We start from the raw sequence: 15,862 nt of genomic DNA on the forward strand, positions 1-15,862 counted from the left end.
TGTTCCAGCTCCCGCGGCTGGGTCAGGCCGCCAGCTTCTCGATGAACAGCCGATCCACCCGGGCTCGCGTATCGGTGTCGAAGCGGAACTGGACGCGGAGGACATCCTCCTGCTCCTCCACGATGCGGGCCGGGATCTCGTGCCCTTCGATGATCAGCACGACCGGAGTGCCGATCGCCCAGCTGCCCCGCATCCGCAGCGCGCTGCCGCCGCTTGAGATATCGATCATCCGGCCCGATGCCGTCTGGTGCCCCACCCTCAAGGTGATCGCCGCGTCGTGGGGGCGGCGCTCGAAGGTGCGCCGCTCGCCGGCATTGCTCATGCTGTCGAGGAACTGATCGACCTCGGCGCGCAAGGTCTCCGCCTGGGTCGAAAGTTCCGACGCGGCGCCCAGCAGCTCCGTGGCGGCGACCTTGGTGAAGTCGGTCGTGTCCTTGACCATGCCGATGCTGTCGGAGGCGAGGTTGCTCTTGTCGGCCGCCTCCTTGACGTTGCGGCTGATCTCGGAGGTGGAAGCGCTCTGTTCGGTGACCGCCGCGGCGATCATGCCGGAGCTTTCGTCGATGGCGCCGATCGTCTTCGTAATTTCCCCGATCAGCATGGCAACGTCGTTCGCGGAATGGACGACGGCGTTCACCTTGGCGGTGACCTCCTCGGTCGCGCGGGACGTCTGCGTTGCGAGGCTCTTGACCTCACCCGCGACAACCGCGAAACCCTTGCCCGCTTCTCCCGCCCGCGCCGCCTCGATCGTGGCGTTCAGGGCCAGCAGGTTGGTTCGCGCTGCGATGTCCTGGATGAATTGGACGATCTGGGTGACACCGGCGGCGACCTCGGTCAGTTCCCGCGTCACGGCGTCGGCCCGGCCGGCCTGCTCGACGGCGTCCCGCGTCGTCATGGTCGTCCGTTCCACCTGCATGCCGATCTCGCTGCTGGCGCTCGCGAGTTCGCCAGCGGCAGACGACACCAGATCGGCGTTGCGCGATGCGGCATCGGCGCAATCGGCCGCCTGGACCGCTTGATCCGATGCCCGCTCGGCCTCTGAGTTGAGCGAGCCGGCCGTCGCCTGGAGCTGGGTCGCGGCGGCGGCCACCGCCCGCAGTTGTCCCGAGATCGCGGCCTGGAAATCGTGAGTCAAGGCTTCCAGCGCGTTGTGGCGGCGCGACCGGTTGGCCTGCTCCTTGGCTTGCTCCGCTTCCAAGTCGCGGTTCCGATGCGCCGCATCGCGGAACACCGCGGTGGCGGCGGCCATGGCGCCGACCTCGTCATGCCGGTCGAGACCGGGAATGGCGCAATCCAGATCTCCCTCGGCCAGCTTCTTCATGGCCTGGGTCAGTCCCAGCAGCGGCGTCAGCACGCCCCGCCGGACCACCAGGAGAACGGCGAACGCCGCTCCGCCGAACAGTGCCGCGGTGATCAGCAAAGTCCAGAGCTGGGACGATCGGAAGCCGGCGATCCGCGTGTCGAGCAACCGCTCCAGATCGGTCGAGGACGCCTGATAGAAGCCGTCCCATTTGGTGACCAGCTCATCGACCTTGGATGCGTCGGGAGCGCCATGCTCGATGCTGGACAACAAGGCGGTCATCTCACTCAACAAGGCGCGGGCGGGTTGATCAAGGTTGGCCTTGACCGAGCCGTCGGCGCTGCCGCTGTAGGCCGAGGCGAGCGACGCCTCGATGCCATCGGTGACGGCCTTCAGCCCGCCCAACTCCACATAGAAGGAGACTTTCTCCTCCGTGTCGAGCAGGCCGTCGGCGAAGGTCTTCCGGGCCAGGCCGACCATGGACACGATCCGGTCGAGCGCCTCCGGCAGCTTAACCAGCATGATGTCCATGACGTAGAACGAGTCCAAGTCGGGATCCAGGATCAGGTTGCTCTTATCCCCGACGCGGGAGGACAGCGCGCGCAACGCGGCCCTGGCTTCGTCGTGACCGCTAGCACCCGTGGAGACGGATCGCACCGCCAAGGCGGCGGCGCGTGTCAGCTCGGCGCTCTCCATCCCGGCGCCGAACGTTGACTCGGCGTCATCGAGCGCTTTCGCCTCGCTGGCGGCCGGCTTCGTTCCGGTCAGGCCCGCGACGGCGACGTTCCGGTGAACGGCGGCGATCCGCCTGAGCTGGAAGGTTCCCGTCCGCTCCTTGTCGCTGAACTGGATCGTCGTGTTCTGATTGCCGATCAGCGCCGCCAGCACGAATCCCACCGGCGCCAGGAACAGCAACGCCGCGATCGCCAGCTTGTGGGCGATCCCCAGGGCTCGAAACATCTCCATCTCCAACGTCGACAGCCATCCATACGAAAGGCGTAACACGAAAAACGTGCATGACGAAGGTCGTGGGGAGTGACATTTCGTCAGTGATCCGCTCAGTCTTCTAATCTTTTTGAACGGCACCGTGGTCACTTCAGCCGTTTTGGGCAACCATGGGTGACCCGCCGGGTAGGCTTCCGCAGCAGTGCGTCCGCCGGGCGCGGAGCCATTTTCGACCACTTGGAAGAGGGGCCAGCATGCCGATGACATCGATTTCCCTCACCTCCCGAATGGTGCCGACCCTGGGGCAGGGCACTTGGGGCATGGGCGAGGATCGCCGCGGGCGGGACCGCGAGGTGCGGTCGCTTCAACTTGGTCTCGACCTGGGGTTGACCTTGATCGACACCGCGGAGATGTATGGCGAGGGGGGAGCCGAGGAGGTCGTCGGAGCCGCCATCTCCGGACGGCGCGACGAGTGCTTCCTGGTCAGCAAGGTCTATCCTCAGAATGCCGGACGGCGCGGCGCGCCCGAGGCCTGCGAGCGCAGCTTGAGGCGGCTCGGCGTCGACCGGATCGACCTGTACCTTCTCCACTGGCGCGGCGGCGTTCCCTTGGCGGAAACGGTCGAGGTCATGGAGCGGTTGAGGGATCAGGGCAAGATCGGCGCTTGGGGTGTCAGCAACCTGGACACCGACGACATGGTCGAACTCACCGGCGTGCCCCATGGCTCAAACTGCGCCACCAACCAGGTGCTGTACAACCTGACCCGGCGCGGCGTCGAATGGGACCTGCTGCCCTGGTGCCGTGACCACGCGATGCCGGTCATGGCCTACAGTCCGATCGAGCAGGGCAGGATGCCGGCGAAGAGCGCCCTGAAGTCCATCGCCGGCAAACTCGGTGCGACGGTTTTCCAAGTGGCCTTGGCCTGGGTGCTCCACCAGGACGGTGTCATCGCGATCCCGAAGGCGACGGACCCCGAGCATGTCAAGGCGAACCGGGCCGCCGCCGATCTCGTCCTGGACGCCGAGGATCTGGCTGCACTCGACCAAGCCTTCCCACCGCCGAAGGGGCCGAAGCCGCTGGAGATGCTGTGAGTGCACCCGTGTTAGCCCAGCCGAACGGGTCGGGGTAGGCGGAAGGCGCATGCCCCCAAGGGATCACTGGACGAGCCGCCGTTTAGTGGCTTTTATGTCAATCGCGGGGTTTAAGGTCTTGCCATTGGCGGAGGGATCATGGGTGGGCGTTGGGTCGGGATGATTTTTGGATCGCTGTTGGCGCTGACGGTGCCGGGCCATGCCGAGGACGTAGCGCAACGGGGCGAATATCTGGCGGCGATCATGGATTGCGGTGGCTGTCACACCGACGGCGCGCTGGCCGGACAGCCCAACCCCTCGCGCCGTCTGGCGGGCTCCAGCATCGGTTTCGAAATCCCCGGTCTGGGCGTCTTCTATCCACCCAACCTGACCTCCGACCGGCAGACCGGGATGGGCGACTGGAGCGCCGCCGACATCGCCAAGGCGCTTCGCACCGGCGTCCGGCCGGACGGACGGGAGCTGGCGCCCGCCATGCCCTGGCGCGCCTACGCCAACCTCAACGACGATGATCTCGCCGCCTTGGCGGCGTACCTGAAGGGCCTTGAGCCGGTGGTCAACAAGGTGCCTCCGATCGTCGCCTCGGGTGACGTCGCGTCCGCCCCCTATCTCACGGTCGCGATGCCGAAGAAGTAGAGGCTGAAGTCTTCGAGGTCATGTCCTGTACCGGTAATGGTAGCGGTAGACCTCCCGGAAGCCGGCACTCTCGTAAAGCCCCAGCGCCCGCTCGTTCGTGGCGGTCACCTGGAGGTAAGCCCGTTCCGCGTGGTGCGCCCGTCCCCAATCGAGCAGGCTGGAGACCAGCAGGCGGCCGGCCCCCCGCCGGCGGGCCTCCGGAACCGTGACGATGTCGAACAGCCCAACCATGCCACGCTCCGCCACAGCCAGCCCATAGGCCAAGGGGCGGCCGCCCTCGAAGACCGTGGCGAAGGCTGCCGGCATCAGGATGGAGCCGAGCATGCGGTCGTGGACGTTCCGCATGGTTGGCGTGATGCCATTGGCGGCGGCGAATCCCTCGCTCCAGGCGGGGGTCGGCGCCGCGGTGATGGTGACGGCGGGGTCCCTCCTGGCGTCGCCGGGCACGGGCGCCGTCATGACCATGGTCTCATCCAGCCGCCGGTATCCGATCCGGTGAAGGACGTCATCGGGTTCGTCGCCGGCCAGCGGTGACAGGCGGAAGATCACGGGGGTCCGCTGCCGCGCGTAGAGATCCTCGGCGAGCGCCAGCGTATCGCGGAACATGCCGGTCGGCCTAACGGCGTTGACCGAGTTCGCCCGCTTGGTCAGTCCTTCGGAGAATCGCATCAGCCAGCCATCGGACAGCACCGATCTCAGCGCCGGCCACGCGTTGAAGGCGCGCTCCTCGAGTCCGAGCACCGTCTCTTCCGTATCCATCATCGGCAAGCCCATCAGCAAAAGTCCAGAGACAAAACCTCGGTTCCAACCGTTATCGTGGAAACAGCCACACCGCCAATCCATACGGCGCCCGCACGATCGAAAGAAAGCAGGACGCATCATGTCAGACCGCCCAGCGACCACCATCCCGTCCCGCCTGAGTGGCCGTCACGCGTTGATCACCGGAGCCTCGCGCGGCATCGGCAGCGCCGTCGCCGTCCGCTACGCCACCGAAGGAGCCGTGGTGGCGATCAATTACTCGGGGTCCGAGGGAGCGGCCAAGGAGACGCTCGATCGGGCGCGCGATGCCTCCGGGAAGGCCGGCTTCACCGAAGCCGCCAGCCGCCACAGGATCATCCAGGCCGATGTCGGCGACGAGCGCGCGGCGCTCGCCATGGTCGATGACGTGCTGACGGATTGGGGGCGGCTGGACATCCTGGTCAACAACGCCGGGATCCAGTCGGAGGCCGAGAGCCACGCCTACACCATCGCGGAGTTCCGCCGCATCCTGAACGTCAACCTGACGGGCGCCCTGGTGTGCTCCCAAGCCGCGATTCGCCACTTCCTGTCGCGACCGGGCGGCGGCACCATCGTCAACTGCTCCAGCGTCCACCAGATGATCCCCAAGCCGGGGTTCATCGCCTACTCGATCTCCAAGGGCGGCCTGGGCAACATGACGCGCACCCTGGCGCTGGAATACGCCGACAAGGGCATCCGGGTGAACGCGGTGGCGCCGGGAGCCATCCTGACCGACATCAACAACGCGTGGCGGAACGACGACGACGCCCGCGAGGGCGTCGAGTCGCACATCCCCATGGGGCGCGCCGGCGACCCTGCGGAGATCGCGTCGGTCTTCGCCTTCCTGGCCTCCGACGACGCGTCCTACATCACCGGCCAGACCATCTACGCCTGTGGTGGCCTGACCCTGTTCGGTGATTTCAAGTCGAACTGGGCTTCCTGACAGCTTTCACGATACGCGAGCGGTCTCGCGCGCGGCCAGCGCCAGGCCGCTCGCGACCGATGTCAGCTCGCCGCCGGTCCGCAGTTTTCCCTCGCCGAAGCGATCGGCGAAGATCTTTCGGATCACGGGGATGAAGGATGACCCGCCGGTCAGGAACACCCGGTCGACCTCGGCGGCGGCGATCCCGGTGCGAGCCATCAGGTCGTCGACGCAGGACGCGATCGCGGTCGTCTCCGGCGTGACCCAGTCCTCGAAATCCTCGCGGCGGATCGGCGTCTCGATCACCGTGCCGGGAAGGGCGAAGCGGAATTGGGTGACGGGGCTGGCGGAGAGAGCCACCTTGGCCTGTTCGACGGCCCGGTGGAGATGGAAGCCCAGCCCATCCTCGATCACCGTGATCAGGGCGGATATGCGGTCCGGCTCCTCGGCGGTGCGCAGGATGTCAGCGAGCATCCGCCGCGTCTGTTGGGTGTTGAGGAACGACAGCAGGTGCCAGCGGCGCATGTATTCGAACGGCCAGACCGGCATCGGCAGCATCTGGCCGTCCATCGACCTGTACCGCGTGCCCTTGCCGAGGTGGGGTGTCACGCAATGTTCCACGATCCGGCTGTCGAAGCTGTCGCCGGCGATGCCGACGCCGCCGACACCAAGGATGTCGTTGGCCCTGCTTGCCCCGGCCGCCGACCGGGCGCGGGCCTTGGGACCGACCCGAAGCAGGCAGAAGTCGCTGGTGCCGCCGCCGAAGTCGGCGATCAGGACCAATTCGTCGCGCTCCAGCCCGCTCTCGTAGTGATACGCCGCCGCGACCGGCTCCAGTTCGAACCGGATGTCGGTGAGGCCGGCGCGGCCGAAGGCGTCGCGCAGCCGATCCAAGGCCATCGCCTCGGCATCCTCGCCACCGTCACCGACGAAATGGGCCGGGCGGCCGACAACCACCGTGCCCGGCAACGGCCCGGCCGACGCTTCGGCCTTCGCCTTGAGGTCCTTGAGGATCAGTGCCACCAGCGGCTCGATGGCGAACTGCTTGCCCAGGATGTTGGTGCCCGTGAAGTCGCGGGCGGCCAGATAGGACTTGACCGACTGGACGAACCGCCCCTCGCCCTCGCCGTCGAGGTAGGCCTCGATCGCCTCGGGTCCGGCCCAGTGGACCAGCTTCGAGCCAAGCCGGTCCTCCTGGCGTTCGAAGAACAGGACGGAGCGGAAGGTGTCGAAACTCCGCCCCGCCGCCTGGAGCGGCACCAGCCGGGACGGACCCGTGTCGTCCGCCACGGCGACCGCGCTGTTGGTGGTGCCGAAATCGATGCCGACGTGATTCAACGCTTCAACCCTGCGGTGGCGGTAGGGAATGGGATCGAATGCCAGCGGTTAGAAATAGCCCGCGAGATTGGCGCGGATCCGTTCCAAGACGGGCTTGGGCTCATCCGGGATCGGGAAGCTATCACCGGTGATCCGTTCGAAGACGTCGATATAGAGGGCGGCGGCCTCCAGCACAACATCCCCCGGTATCTCGGGGATCTCGTCCTTGTACGGATCGCACCGCGCGGTCACCCAGGTGCGGACGAAGTCCTTGTCGAAGCTCTCCGGCCGCTGGCCGGCTTCCACGCGGCTCTGGTAGCTGCCGGCGAACCAGTACCGGCTACTGTCCGGCGTGTGGATCTCGTCCGCCAGGATGATGCGGCCCTCGGAGTCGAAGCCGAACTCGTACTTGGTGTCGACCAGGATCAGCCCTTGCCGGGCCGCGATCTCGCGCCCCCGGTCGAACAGGGCGAGCGCCAGGGCGGAAACCTCGTCCCACCGCGCCTGGGTCAGCAGGCCGCGCCCGGTGATCTCCGCCGGGGTCAAGGGTTCGTCGTGGCCACCGTCGAACGCCTTGGTCGTCGGGGTGATGATCGTCTCCGGCAGCTTCTGGTGCTCGCGCATGCCATCCGGCATTTGGACGCCGTACATGTCGCGCTGGCCGGACTTGTACATCGACCAGACCGACGTGCTGGTCGTGCCGGTCAGATAGTCACGGACGACGATTTCGACCGGCATGATGTCCAGCCGCCGGCACACCACCACGTTGGGATCGGGATAGTCGATCACATGGTTCGGGCAAACGTCGGCCGTCTGTTCGAACCAGTAGCGGGCGATCTGGGTCAGCGCCTCGCCCTTGAACGGCACGGCGGTCAGGATGCGGTCGAAGGCGCTGAGCCTGTCGGTCGCGATGATCACGCGCCGCCCATCGGGCAGGTCGTAGTTGTCCCGCACCTTGCCGCGATAGTGGTTGGGCAGTTCGGGAATGGTCGCGTCGAGGAGCACGTTGCCCAGATGCGCTTTGGAAATCGTCTTGGCCACCAGAGGACCCCAATCGGAAATGGAAGCAACGATCATAGCCCGGCGATGACGGAACGCATACCGCGCCGTTTGCAGACCTGTTGCCCGTGGCGTCTGCCGGCGGGTTCGGCTAGATCAGGCTCCCGAAGATCGCGATCACGAAGCCAACGTACCGGGAGACCGCCCCCATGAGCGACTGTTACTGCAAGTCCGGCCGAGCGTTCGAAGAATGCTGCGGCCCCTTCCTCGCCGGGACCGCGACGCCGCCCACGCCCGAGGCCGTCATGCGCTCGCGCTATTCCGCCTTCGCGACCGCCAACGTCGATTATCTGGAGTCGTCGCTGCTGCCGGAGACGCGCGGCGATTTCAGTCGGCCCGACACCGAGCAATGGGCCAGGAGCAGCGAGTGGACCGGGCTCGAGGTGCGGTCGACGTCCAAGGGTGGGGAGGGGGACGACGAGGGATTCGTCGAGTTCGTCGCCCACTTCACCATGGACGGCAAGCCGCATGTCCATCACGAGACGGGCCGCTTCGCCCGCCAGGATGGCAGGTGGTTCTATGTCGACGGCATCATGGGGCCGCGGCCGCGAGTCGCGACCAAGATAGGTCGCAACGATCCTTGCCCCTGCGGCAGCGGCAAAAAATACAAGAAGTGCCACGGCGCGGCGGCCTAGATGTTCCGGCGCTACAAGGTCCACTTCTCGAAGCCGTCCCCGGCGCAGGCGCGGGGACGGCAGGAACGCGACGTCAATGTGGAAATTCTTAAGAGGTTTCTGTCAGCCAATGGTCTTAATGGAGAACTAGACCGAGTTCTCCCCTCTTCGGCCTTTGGTATTATCGAAGTCAGCTGTACCCCGCACCTCGCGGAGCGGCTCAGCGACATGATGGAGGTCGAGGTCGTTTTGGAAGCTTGACCAAAGGAGCCTCGCGTGACCAACAACACCGCCGTACAAGTCCCCGGCAGCCGGGATCCGGCCGCTCAATCACGCCCGCCTTTGCCGATGTTCTATCAGCGGCCATCGCCGCTGGACCGTTCCCGCCATCAGACAGCGCGGCTTCGAGCGCCCTCCGATGTGGATTTCGCGGCCCTGGCGAACAGCCTGCCGGTGATGGTCGAGGAATTCACGTTGGCCGCCCGCGATTTTCCGATCCTGTTCACGGACGGTCCCGTCTGCATGGCGATAGCGCTGCTCGGGCTGCGCCAGAACCAGAACCTGTTCCTCGCCGAGCGGGACGGCAAGCTGGCTTGGCGCACCGAATGCTATATTCCCGCCTATGTCCGCCGCTATCCGCTGGTCCTGATGGAAACCGACAAGCCGGGCGAATTCACCGTCTGCATCGACGAGGCCGCCGAGTTTCCGGAGGGCCCGGCGATCTTTGAATCGGGCGAGATGTCGAAAGCTGGCCAGGAGGCGCTGGAATTTTGCCGCGCCTACCAGAACCAGATCGTCAACACCCAGGCTTTCGGGGCCGCCCTTCAAGACAATGGGTTGCTCGACCGCTACAACGCCGAGATCAAACTGGAATCGGGCGAAACGTTCAATCTCACCGGGTTCCTGGCCGTCAATCCGGCGAAGTTCGACGCACTGTCGGATGAGGTCTACCTGGAGTTCCGCCGCAAGGGCTGGATCGGTTTGATCCACGCCCATATCGCGTCGGCGCTGAACTGGCAGCGGCTGATGGCCCTGACGACGCTGGCCTAGGGCTTACGCTTCCGATCCGCGGCTCCCCCGACCAAATAGGGCGGGAGGAGCCGCAGGTCGGGGAGGGATCAGCGCTGGGCGAACGCCTTCTCGATGACGAAGGTGCCGGGCTTGTTGTTGGCACCCATCTCGAAGCCGAGTTCTTGCATGTACTGGGTCAGCTCGCTCGTCATGTGGGGATTGCCGCAGATCATGACGCGGTCGTTCGCCGGGTCGAGTGCGGTCAAGCCGAGATCCTGATAGACCTTGCCGGACCGGAGCAGATCGGTGATGCGGCCCTCGTTGCGGAAGGCCTCGCGGGTCACGGTCGGGTAGTAGAGCAATTGCTCCGCCGCCAGTTCGCCGATGTACTCGTTGGCCTTCAAAGCCTCCAACGCCGCCTCGCCGCACTCCAGCTCCGCCTTCTGACGGACGGTGTGGGTCACGACGATGCGTTCAAACCGGTCATAGACGGCCGGGTCCTTGGCGATCGACAGGAAAGGCGCCAAGCCGGTGCCGGTCGACAACAGCCACAGGGTCTTCCCCGGCACCAGATTGTGAAGCAGGAGCGTCCCGGTCGCCTTGCGGTTGATCAGGATGGTGTCGCCCGGCTTGACGTGCTGGAGACGGCTGGTCAGGGGACCATTGGGCACCTTGATCGACAGGAACTCCAACTGCTCGTCATAGGGGGAGCTGACGACGCTATAGGCGCGCAGCAGAGGGCGTCCGTCGACCTCCAACCCCATCATGGCGAACTCGCCGCTATCGAAGCGGAAGCCGGGATCGCGCGTGGTTTTCAGGCTGAACAGGCTGTCGGTCCAGTGATGGACCTCGAGAACCGTCTCTCTCAGAATGTTGGACATCACGTCTTATCTGGCTGTCACCGGGAGTCGGGACCTTATATGTACAAAGGTGGCGCACCGCACAACATGTATTTCCGCGACCCGCTGTCGCGGATACCTCATATATGACATGGCTGCCATGTAATTACGTGGCCGATACGGGATTCGAGTTGCTTGAAGGTCCGATCCGACCAGGATAACCGAGCTTCCGCCAGCGTGTCACACCCGACATCGGGTGTAAATCCAATGGCCGCCTCCATGCGGCGTAAACTCTTGTTATACAAGGCGGAAATTCCAGATTTCCGGTGCGCGACGGAGCCTTCGACTCCATGGAATACGAGTTCGAATTCTCACCAGTCGGGCGGGTGCCTGACTTGGCTGCGCTGTGGAGGGACTTGGAGGGAAGGGCGGCGGGCTCGTTCTTCCTGTCATGGCTGTGGATCGGCTGCTGGCTCGACAATCTGCCCGCAACCACACGCCCCCATCTGCTGATCGCCCGCCGCCGCGGCCACGTCGTGGGGCTCGCGATCCTATGCCGGCGGGTGGTCTGGCGCCGGCGCGTGATCCGCACGCCGACCTGGTTGCTGCACGAGACGGGCGATGCCGCCATCGACAACCTGACCATCGAGTACAACGGCATCCTCGCGGATCGGACCGACGCCGACGGCGTCGCGGTCGCCTGCCTGACGTGGCTGGCACGGAATCCAACCGCGCTCGGGGATCTGGCCTTCGGTGGACTGGCGCCTCGGGATGAGACCCTCGTCCGAGCCGTGGCCGCGGATCTGGGGTTTCGCTGTCGCGTGGTACGATCCGACACGGCCCACCACGTCGACTTGGACAAGCTTCGCGGACAGGGCGGCGATTACAGGGCCGGCTTGGGCCGGAGTACCCGCGCTGGCGTCAACCGCGCGCTGCGGCTCTACCAGGAGCGGGGCGGCATCGATTTCCAGGTGGCTGGGAATGTGGATCAAGCCCTTCGCTTCTTTGACGGGCTGGAGATCCTCCATCGGCGCACCTGGGCGGCGAGGGGACAAAGCGGGGCCTTCGCCTGTCCGGTATTCGGTTCCTTCCATCGGACCTTGATCCGCCAAGGCATGGCATCGGGAGCCGTCCGCCTGTGCCGCGTCTCCGCCGGTGGTGAACCCTTCGGGTATCTCTACAACTTCGTCTGGCGTGGGGCTGTCCTCAACTATCAGAGCGGGTTCGCCTATGAGGACGACAACAGGATGAAGCCCGGATTGGTCAGCCATGTCCTCGCGATCGAGGATTCCCTAGCGCGCGGTGAGGCGGTTTACGACTTCATGGCCGGCGCCGCTGGGCACAAGGAGCATCTATCGAATGCCAGCGCTCCGATGAGTTGGCTCGTGATCAGCCCGCGCTCGCTGAGGGCGTCCGCCTTGGAATGGCTTGGGTCTTTTTACTGATTGGCGGCGACTATGAAGACGAGCAGCGTCGAGATCGCGTTGAAGCACCCGTGCAGCAGGATGCAGGGTATCAGCGAGCCGCTGCGTTCGTAGACCCAAGCCAAGGCCAATCCCACCAAGAACGTGCCCGGCAATAACACGAGGCTGCCGTGAAGGGCGGCGAACGCGGCGGCGCTGATCAAGCCGGCGAGGATCGGCCCGACATGGCGGCGGAGCCAGCCGTACAGCACCGCCCTCAGCGTGAGTTCCTCCGCGATGGGGGCGAGGACGGCCGTCGCGACCAGGATGCCGACCATGGCCGCCCAGTCGCCGGGATCCGGCATGATGAGCGCGATTTGAGGATTGTCGAACGGCTGGCCCAAACCGAGGGAGATCAGGACGTTGGTCACGATCACCACGAACTGAAGGAGCAGGGCCAGGGGGATGATCCGGCGGTACCAGGAGCGCGTCGCCGTCACCAAACCGAGCGATCTCCACGAGGCGCGGCGCCAGACCACGGCGATCAGCCAGACGATTCCGACCAGCGCGACGTTTTGGCCAAACAGGAAGCCGACCACCAAACCGCTGCTGATCTCCCGCGGGTGCAGGATCCAGCGCAGGACGAGCACGGCGCCCACGGCCAAGGCGACCATCACGATCAGGTCGAAGAGGCGTAGGGGAAGCTTGGACCACGGTGGAAGTGCCGATGCCTCGCCATCGGCGGCGCCATCGGGATCTGTTGGGGCGATGTCTGTCATGATTCCTTCTGGTCCGCCCGGCGGAGGGGAACGGACGTCGCGTCAGCCGCTTGGCCTGGCTATCACTTCCGCCAAAGTCTGGCGAGCCATGGCCGTCTCGCCTCGTCCAACTCGGTCCGCAGGCGCCTGACCGTATCCTCGAGATGGTCGATCTCGACCTGCCGGCGCTCGGCGTCCGCCACACGCTGGTCGTTGGCATCCTCCAACCGCTGGGTCAGCGTGCCCACCTCTTGGCGCAACCGGTCGATCTCGGAACGCAGCCGGTCGCGCTCGATGGTCTCCCCGGTGACCTGGGCGATCGATTTGGCGGAACCGCCCGCGTTGGCCTTGCGAATAGCCATGGTCGCCTCCCCTACCTGCGGATGCTGAAACATCTCATCGCCGCGATGGGTTCAACCTATCCCGCGGTTTTGTCCATCATCAAGCTTATGCTGTCGCCGATGCCCCTCCGCCGGCCGCGACAGGGCGGATCCGTCAGCCATGCGGAAAGCGCGCGGCGGATGATGAAAGGGAGCAAAGCTCACCTTCTTGATGCTTATCGCAGTGCAGCATAAGTCTGTTCACGGGAACACCAACCTGAATTTGTTCCCCTGAAACGAGGCAAGTGATGACCACCTACGATTTTCTGATGCCCGCAGGGCGCACCAGCCTTCTCGACATGCTGCGCGGCCTGTTCACGCGGGCGCCGCATGACGATGGCTCGGAAGCCAGTGGCTACGACAAGGCCGAGCGGGAGTTGAACGCGATGACCGATCGCGAGTTGCGGGATCTCGGCCTCAGCCGCGGCGATATCCACCACGCCGTCCGCTTCGGACGCTAGCTCACGAAACGGGACCGTTGAAACCACCACGGTTTCGTTTTATCTTTCGAGGGTGGACGGCGGGGCGGCTACCCCGGCGCCGGCTCCTGGTTAGAAGCTCGGGACGATGAGGGCTTAAAGCCCAAACGTCGTGAACCCAACCCGGAGAGAGAACCGATGTTTCGGCATCGTTCCACTCCCTCTGTCGCGAAGGCGGCCGGGCCAGCCTCGGCCGCTTTTCGCGAGCGGGACTGTCACAGACCAAATGAATTAATACAATCGAATGGGACAGTTGGTCCCGGATGACGGAGCGACAGCCGTTCCTTCTGGTCACTTGCCCGTGTCGGCATGGCGATGCTTAGCGGTTTTCTTGGCGACATCGGTCGGTTGATCCGAGAATTGCTTTCCCTTCCGCGTATCGCTTCGCTTCTTGGCGGTGGTGCGCCGATACTCCTCCGGGCTGAGGGCTTCACGGGCCTCTTTGGGCAGATACCGTTCGCCGGTGTCGCCGCTCTTCTTTCCCGACTTGGTTCCCCAATCCTCTTCGGTCCACTTGTTTAGGCTGTTGTCCTTCTTCTTTCCGCCTTCGTACCCGCCGCCTTGGCGTTTGTACTCCTGTACGGCGAATTGGGCCTTGCGGGCCGACCACTGACCCGCATGGCCGCCCTTTTCGCCCTCGGTCACCTCCCGCTTGACCCGCTCCCATAGCTCCGGGTCGGTTCGACGTGCCGTGTTCGCCATGCCCGCATCTCCGCTGTTCACGCCTCCTTGACGTCGCAATCAAGTCTAAGGCTGCCGGCGGTGTTGGCCACCGCCGAGAGGCAGATTTCCATACGCGCGGGCGGGATGTTGACGGCGAAGCGGGTGACGTAGCGGTCGCCACCGGCCTCCTGGATCGTCTGGGCCTCCAGGCGGACGATGTTGGCGCCGTATTCGCGGAAGACCTCGGCCATGCGGGCGATCAAGCCCAACTGATCGCCGCCGCTGAGTTCGATCGTGTGGGTGACGCGACCCTCGGGACCTGGGGTGGCCTCGAACTCATAGCCGGTCACTTCGACCCGCGCGTCCTCCAGTTCGGGCAGCGAGGCGAGGTCGCGTTCCAATTCGTCGAGCCCCAGATCGTCCGGCAACTCGCACACAGCGCTGAAATCGGCGCCTTGCCCCATCGCCGCGAATGTCGTGTCGCGCAGGTTGATGCCATGATCATAGAGGCGGCCGGCGATCGCCGATACCAAGCCTACGCGGTCAGCCGCCAGGATCGATACCAAGGCCAGGATGGGCTTGTTGGAGGACATTCTAATCTCCCGTGATTCGGTTCGCCGTTCTAGGGCTTGTGGCTTGTCGACACCTGAACCTATATGCCGTCCGCCGGTTCCGTCAAATGGACGCGGAAAGTTCCCCCACGCGGGTGATTCCAAGGGCTGAATGTTGCACCGCAGCGTCATCTTGAAACTGGTTAACGCACCGTTATCATTGACAAAATGGTCACACCACCCCAATCAATGCTGCTATGCAGCATAAACGCTGGCAAGCGTCATGGGTGAAACCTACCTTACTAAGCATCAGGCCGATCAAGAGCCATGCCCAGCCGGGGGGAAAGGCGCGCCACACAAGGATGCGACCATTGTCAACCCCAGCTTTGGCGAGGAGATCGACCTCGCCGGCGCCACTCACGTCGGAGATCGAGTCATGAACTTCATTAAGCAGTTGGGTCGGATCTGGAGCCAGTACCGCGAGTTTCGTTCGACGTATTCGGAACTGTCGCAGCTCTCCGACACCGACCTGAAGGACATGGGCCTGTATCGTGGCGACATCGTCCGCATCGCCTATGGCGAAGCCGAGAACAGCGTGAAATTGGGAAAGCCCGCCAATACCCAGCGCGGCCCCAAGTCCACCGGAACCTTCGGCGCCCTACGCGAAAGCCACTGATACGACCCCACCACCACACCCTGGTGTCATGGGTGTTCGTCATGAAGAACAGCAAAGTATCGATTCTCTGGGAGCGAGGCGCCGTCCATACCTGATAAGGAACGGCACTATGCTTAACATGAACGTGACCCAACCCTCTTTCGCCGGCTTTTTCCATTCGGTGAGCCAGCACTGCGCCGAGGGTTTCGCCAACTGGCGCCACCGCGCCGCGGCTCGTCGCGAGGAACGCCGCGCGCGGGCCGAGTTCGACGCGCTGTCGCCACGCGACCTTCAGGAAATCGATGTCACCCGTGGCAATCTCGCCTGGAGTTCCGAGGCGCTTGAAGGCCGTAACGGTATCAGCGTCGGCGCTGGCGGGCTGAACAGCCTGGGTGCCTTGCGCGGCAACTTCGGCAACTGAGTTTCCAAGTCCCGGAGCCATCATGGCTTCGGCGACGGTGTCCG

At 64.8% G+C, this 15,862-nt stretch carries 19 protein-coding genes; 10 read left to right on the forward strand and 9 right to left on the reverse strand.

Translation table 11 applies throughout. The annotated features are described in order from the left end of the window. Positions 1-22: 22 nt before the first annotated feature. The gene (locus tag N825_RS36205) at positions 23-2,260 is read right to left on the reverse strand and encodes a methyl-accepting chemotaxis protein (protein ID WP_198038175.1); all 2,238 of its coding nucleotides are present in this window, start codon (positions 2,258-2,260) and stop codon (positions 23-25) included. A gap of 239 nt (positions 2,261-2,499) precedes the next feature. Here N825_RS36205 and N825_RS04520 point away from each other — a divergent pair, with 239 nt between their 5' ends. Together N825_RS04520 and N825_RS04525 are read left to right on the forward strand one after the other, a co-directional pair. Continuing rightward, positions 2,500-3,336, forward strand: a complete 837-nt coding sequence (locus N825_RS04520) for an aldo/keto reductase (RefSeq protein ID WP_245613008.1) — start codon at positions 2,500-2,502, stop codon at positions 3,334-3,336. Between the two features lie 138 nt (positions 3,337-3,474). Further along, on the forward strand, positions 3,475-3,969 hold the full coding sequence (locus N825_RS04525; protein WP_084164324.1) for a c-type cytochrome: 495 nt from the start codon (positions 3,475-3,477) through the stop codon (positions 3,967-3,969). A gap of 18 nt (positions 3,970-3,987) precedes the next feature. On the opposite strand, the gene N825_RS04530 is transcribed toward N825_RS04525, so the two are convergent. Then, the gene (locus N825_RS04530) at positions 3,988-4,731 is read right to left on the reverse strand and encodes a GNAT family N-acetyltransferase (RefSeq protein WP_037447877.1); all 744 of its coding nucleotides are present in this window, start codon (positions 4,729-4,731) and stop codon (positions 3,988-3,990) included. A 118-nt stretch (positions 4,732-4,849) separates the two neighbouring features. On the opposite strand from N825_RS04530, the gene N825_RS04535 reads away from it, so the two are divergent. Next, positions 4,850-5,689 carry a glucose 1-dehydrogenase gene (locus N825_RS04535; protein WP_037447395.1) on the forward strand — a complete coding sequence of 280 codons (840 nt, stop codon included), beginning with the start codon at positions 4,850-4,852 and terminating at the stop codon, positions 5,687-5,689. A gap of 6 nt (positions 5,690-5,695) precedes the next feature. On the opposite strand, the gene N825_RS04540 is transcribed toward N825_RS04535, so the two are convergent. Together N825_RS04540 and N825_RS04545 are read right to left on the reverse strand one after the other, a co-directional pair. Beyond that, positions 5,696-7,006, reverse strand: coding sequence for an Hsp70 family protein (locus N825_RS04540; protein ID WP_037447397.1), 1,311 nt, complete (start codon positions 7,004-7,006; stop codon positions 5,696-5,698). Between the two features lie 48 nt (positions 7,007-7,054). Then, entirely contained in the window at positions 7,055-8,026 is a 972-nt protein-coding gene (locus N825_RS04545; protein ID WP_051511566.1) for a phosphoribosylaminoimidazolesuccinocarboxamide synthase, read from the reverse strand. Positions 8,027-8,193: 167 nt separating this feature from the next. On the opposite strand from N825_RS04545, the gene N825_RS04550 reads away from it, so the two are divergent. From N825_RS04550 to N825_RS04560, 3 genes are read left to right on the forward strand one after another with little or no spacing between them, the layout of a single operon-like run. Further along, entirely contained in the window at positions 8,194-8,679 is a 486-nt protein-coding gene (locus N825_RS04550) for a YchJ family protein (RefSeq protein ID WP_037447399.1), read from the forward strand. Further along, positions 8,680-8,919, forward strand: coding sequence for a hypothetical protein (locus N825_RS04555; RefSeq protein ID WP_037447401.1), 240 nt, complete (start codon positions 8,680-8,682; stop codon positions 8,917-8,919). A 15-nt stretch (positions 8,920-8,934) separates the two neighbouring features. Continuing rightward, positions 8,935-9,708, forward strand: coding sequence for a SapC family protein (locus N825_RS04560; RefSeq protein WP_157618973.1), 774 nt, complete (start codon positions 8,935-8,937; stop codon positions 9,706-9,708). A 68-nt stretch (positions 9,709-9,776) separates the two neighbouring features. Here the strand turns inward: N825_RS04560 and N825_RS04565 are convergent, their stop codons facing one another. Further along, positions 9,777-10,550, reverse strand: a complete 774-nt coding sequence (locus N825_RS04565) for a ferredoxin--NADP reductase (protein ID WP_037447405.1) — start codon at positions 10,548-10,550, stop codon at positions 9,777-9,779. Positions 10,551-10,858: 308 nt separating this feature from the next. Between N825_RS04565 and N825_RS04570 the strand changes: the two genes are divergently transcribed. Continuing rightward, positions 10,859-11,953, forward strand: coding sequence for a GNAT family N-acetyltransferase (locus N825_RS04570; RefSeq protein ID WP_157618974.1), 1,095 nt, complete (start codon positions 10,859-10,861; stop codon positions 11,951-11,953). Here N825_RS04570 and N825_RS04575 read toward each other — a convergent pair. Together N825_RS04575 and N825_RS04580 are read right to left on the reverse strand one after the other, a co-directional pair. Continuing rightward, positions 11,947-12,690: a CPBP family intramembrane glutamic endopeptidase gene (locus N825_RS04575; protein WP_037447407.1), complete on the reverse strand. Its 744-nt coding sequence runs from the start codon at positions 12,688-12,690 to the stop codon at positions 11,947-11,949. The genes N825_RS04570 and N825_RS04575 overlap by 7 nt on opposite strands. Positions 12,691-12,752: 62 nt before the next feature. After that, on the reverse strand, positions 12,753-13,031 hold the full coding sequence (locus tag N825_RS04580) for a hypothetical protein (protein WP_037447410.1): 279 nt from the start codon (positions 13,029-13,031) through the stop codon (positions 12,753-12,755). A 266-nt stretch (positions 13,032-13,297) separates the two neighbouring features. On the opposite strand from N825_RS04580, the gene N825_RS04585 reads away from it, so the two are divergent. Beyond that, positions 13,298-13,510, forward strand: a complete 213-nt coding sequence (locus tag N825_RS04585) for a DUF1127 domain-containing protein (RefSeq protein ID WP_037447412.1) — start codon at positions 13,298-13,300, stop codon at positions 13,508-13,510. 309 nt (positions 13,511-13,819) lie between these two features. Here the strand turns inward: N825_RS04585 and N825_RS04590 are convergent, their stop codons facing one another. Further along, the gene (locus N825_RS04590; protein WP_198038176.1) at positions 13,820-14,230 is read right to left on the reverse strand and encodes a DUF5872 domain-containing protein; all 411 of its coding nucleotides are present in this window, start codon (positions 14,228-14,230) and stop codon (positions 13,820-13,822) included. Positions 14,231-14,247: 17 nt separating this feature from the next. Then, entirely contained in the window at positions 14,248-14,784 is a 537-nt protein-coding gene (locus N825_RS04595) for a glycine cleavage system transcriptional repressor (protein WP_037447414.1), read from the reverse strand. Between the two features lie 241 nt (positions 14,785-15,025). On the opposite strand from N825_RS04595, the gene N825_RS04600 reads away from it, so the two are divergent. Both N825_RS04600 and N825_RS04605 read left to right on the forward strand, forming a co-directional pair. Then, a complete protein-coding gene (locus tag N825_RS04600) occupies positions 15,026-15,418 on the forward strand; it encodes a DUF1127 domain-containing protein (RefSeq protein WP_037447416.1) in 393 nt (130 codons plus the stop codon). Positions 15,419-15,527: 109 nt separating this feature from the next. Then, the gene (locus N825_RS04605) at positions 15,528-15,818 is read left to right on the forward strand and encodes a hypothetical protein (RefSeq protein WP_157618975.1); all 291 of its coding nucleotides are present in this window, start codon (positions 15,528-15,530) and stop codon (positions 15,816-15,818) included. Positions 15,819-15,862: the final 44 nt, after the last annotated feature.

It is taken from the genome of Skermanella stibiiresistens SB22 (assembly GCF_000576635.1).
GTDB classification, from domain to species: Bacteria; Pseudomonadota; Alphaproteobacteria; order Azospirillales; family Azospirillaceae; genus Skermanella; species Skermanella stibiiresistens.

Excerpts from the sequence above, each read along its gene's own strand:
- N825_RS36205 (WP_198038175.1), bottom strand. The coding sequence starts at position 2,260 with ATGTTTCGAGCCCTGGGGATCGCCCACAAGCTGGCGATCGCGGCGTTG.
- N825_RS04520 (WP_245613008.1), top strand. The coding sequence starts at position 2,500 with ATGCCGATGACATCGATTTCCCTCACCTCCCGAATGGTGCCGACCCTG.
- N825_RS04525 (WP_084164324.1), top strand. The coding sequence starts at position 3,475 with ATGGGTGGGCGTTGGGTCGGGATGATTTTTGGATCGCTGTTGGCGCTG.
- N825_RS04530 (WP_037447877.1), bottom strand. The coding sequence starts at position 4,731 with ATGATGGATACGGAAGAGACGGTGCTCGGACTCGAGGAGCGCGCCTTC.
- N825_RS04535 (WP_037447395.1), top strand. The coding sequence starts at position 4,850 with ATGTCAGACCGCCCAGCGACCACCATCCCGTCCCGCCTGAGTGGCCGT.
- N825_RS04550 (WP_037447399.1), top strand. The coding sequence starts at position 8,194 with ATGAGCGACTGTTACTGCAAGTCCGGCCGAGCGTTCGAAGAATGCTGC.
- N825_RS04555 (WP_037447401.1), top strand. The coding sequence starts at position 8,680 with ATGTTCCGGCGCTACAAGGTCCACTTCTCGAAGCCGTCCCCGGCGCAG.
- N825_RS04565 (WP_037447405.1), bottom strand. The coding sequence starts at position 10,550 with ATGTCCAACATTCTGAGAGAGACGGTTCTCGAGGTCCATCACTGGACC.
- N825_RS04570 (WP_157618974.1), top strand. The coding sequence starts at position 10,859 with ATGGAATACGAGTTCGAATTCTCACCAGTCGGGCGGGTGCCTGACTTG.
- N825_RS04575 (WP_037447407.1), bottom strand. The coding sequence starts at position 12,690 with ATGACAGACATCGCCCCAACAGATCCCGATGGCGCCGCCGATGGCGAG.
- N825_RS04580 (WP_037447410.1), bottom strand. The coding sequence starts at position 13,031 with ATGGCTATTCGCAAGGCCAACGCGGGCGGTTCCGCCAAATCGATCGCC.
- N825_RS04585 (WP_037447412.1), top strand. The coding sequence starts at position 13,298 with ATGACCACCTACGATTTTCTGATGCCCGCAGGGCGCACCAGCCTTCTC.
- N825_RS04590 (WP_198038176.1), bottom strand. The coding sequence starts at position 14,230 with ATGGCGAACACGGCACGTCGAACCGACCCGGAGCTATGGGAGCGGGTC.
- N825_RS04595 (WP_037447414.1), bottom strand. The coding sequence starts at position 14,784 with ATGTCCTCCAACAAGCCCATCCTGGCCTTGGTATCGATCCTGGCGGCT.
- N825_RS04600 (WP_037447416.1), top strand. The coding sequence starts at position 15,026 with ATGGGTGAAACCTACCTTACTAAGCATCAGGCCGATCAAGAGCCATGC.
- N825_RS04605 (WP_157618975.1), top strand. The coding sequence starts at position 15,528 with ATGCTTAACATGAACGTGACCCAACCCTCTTTCGCCGGCTTTTTCCAT.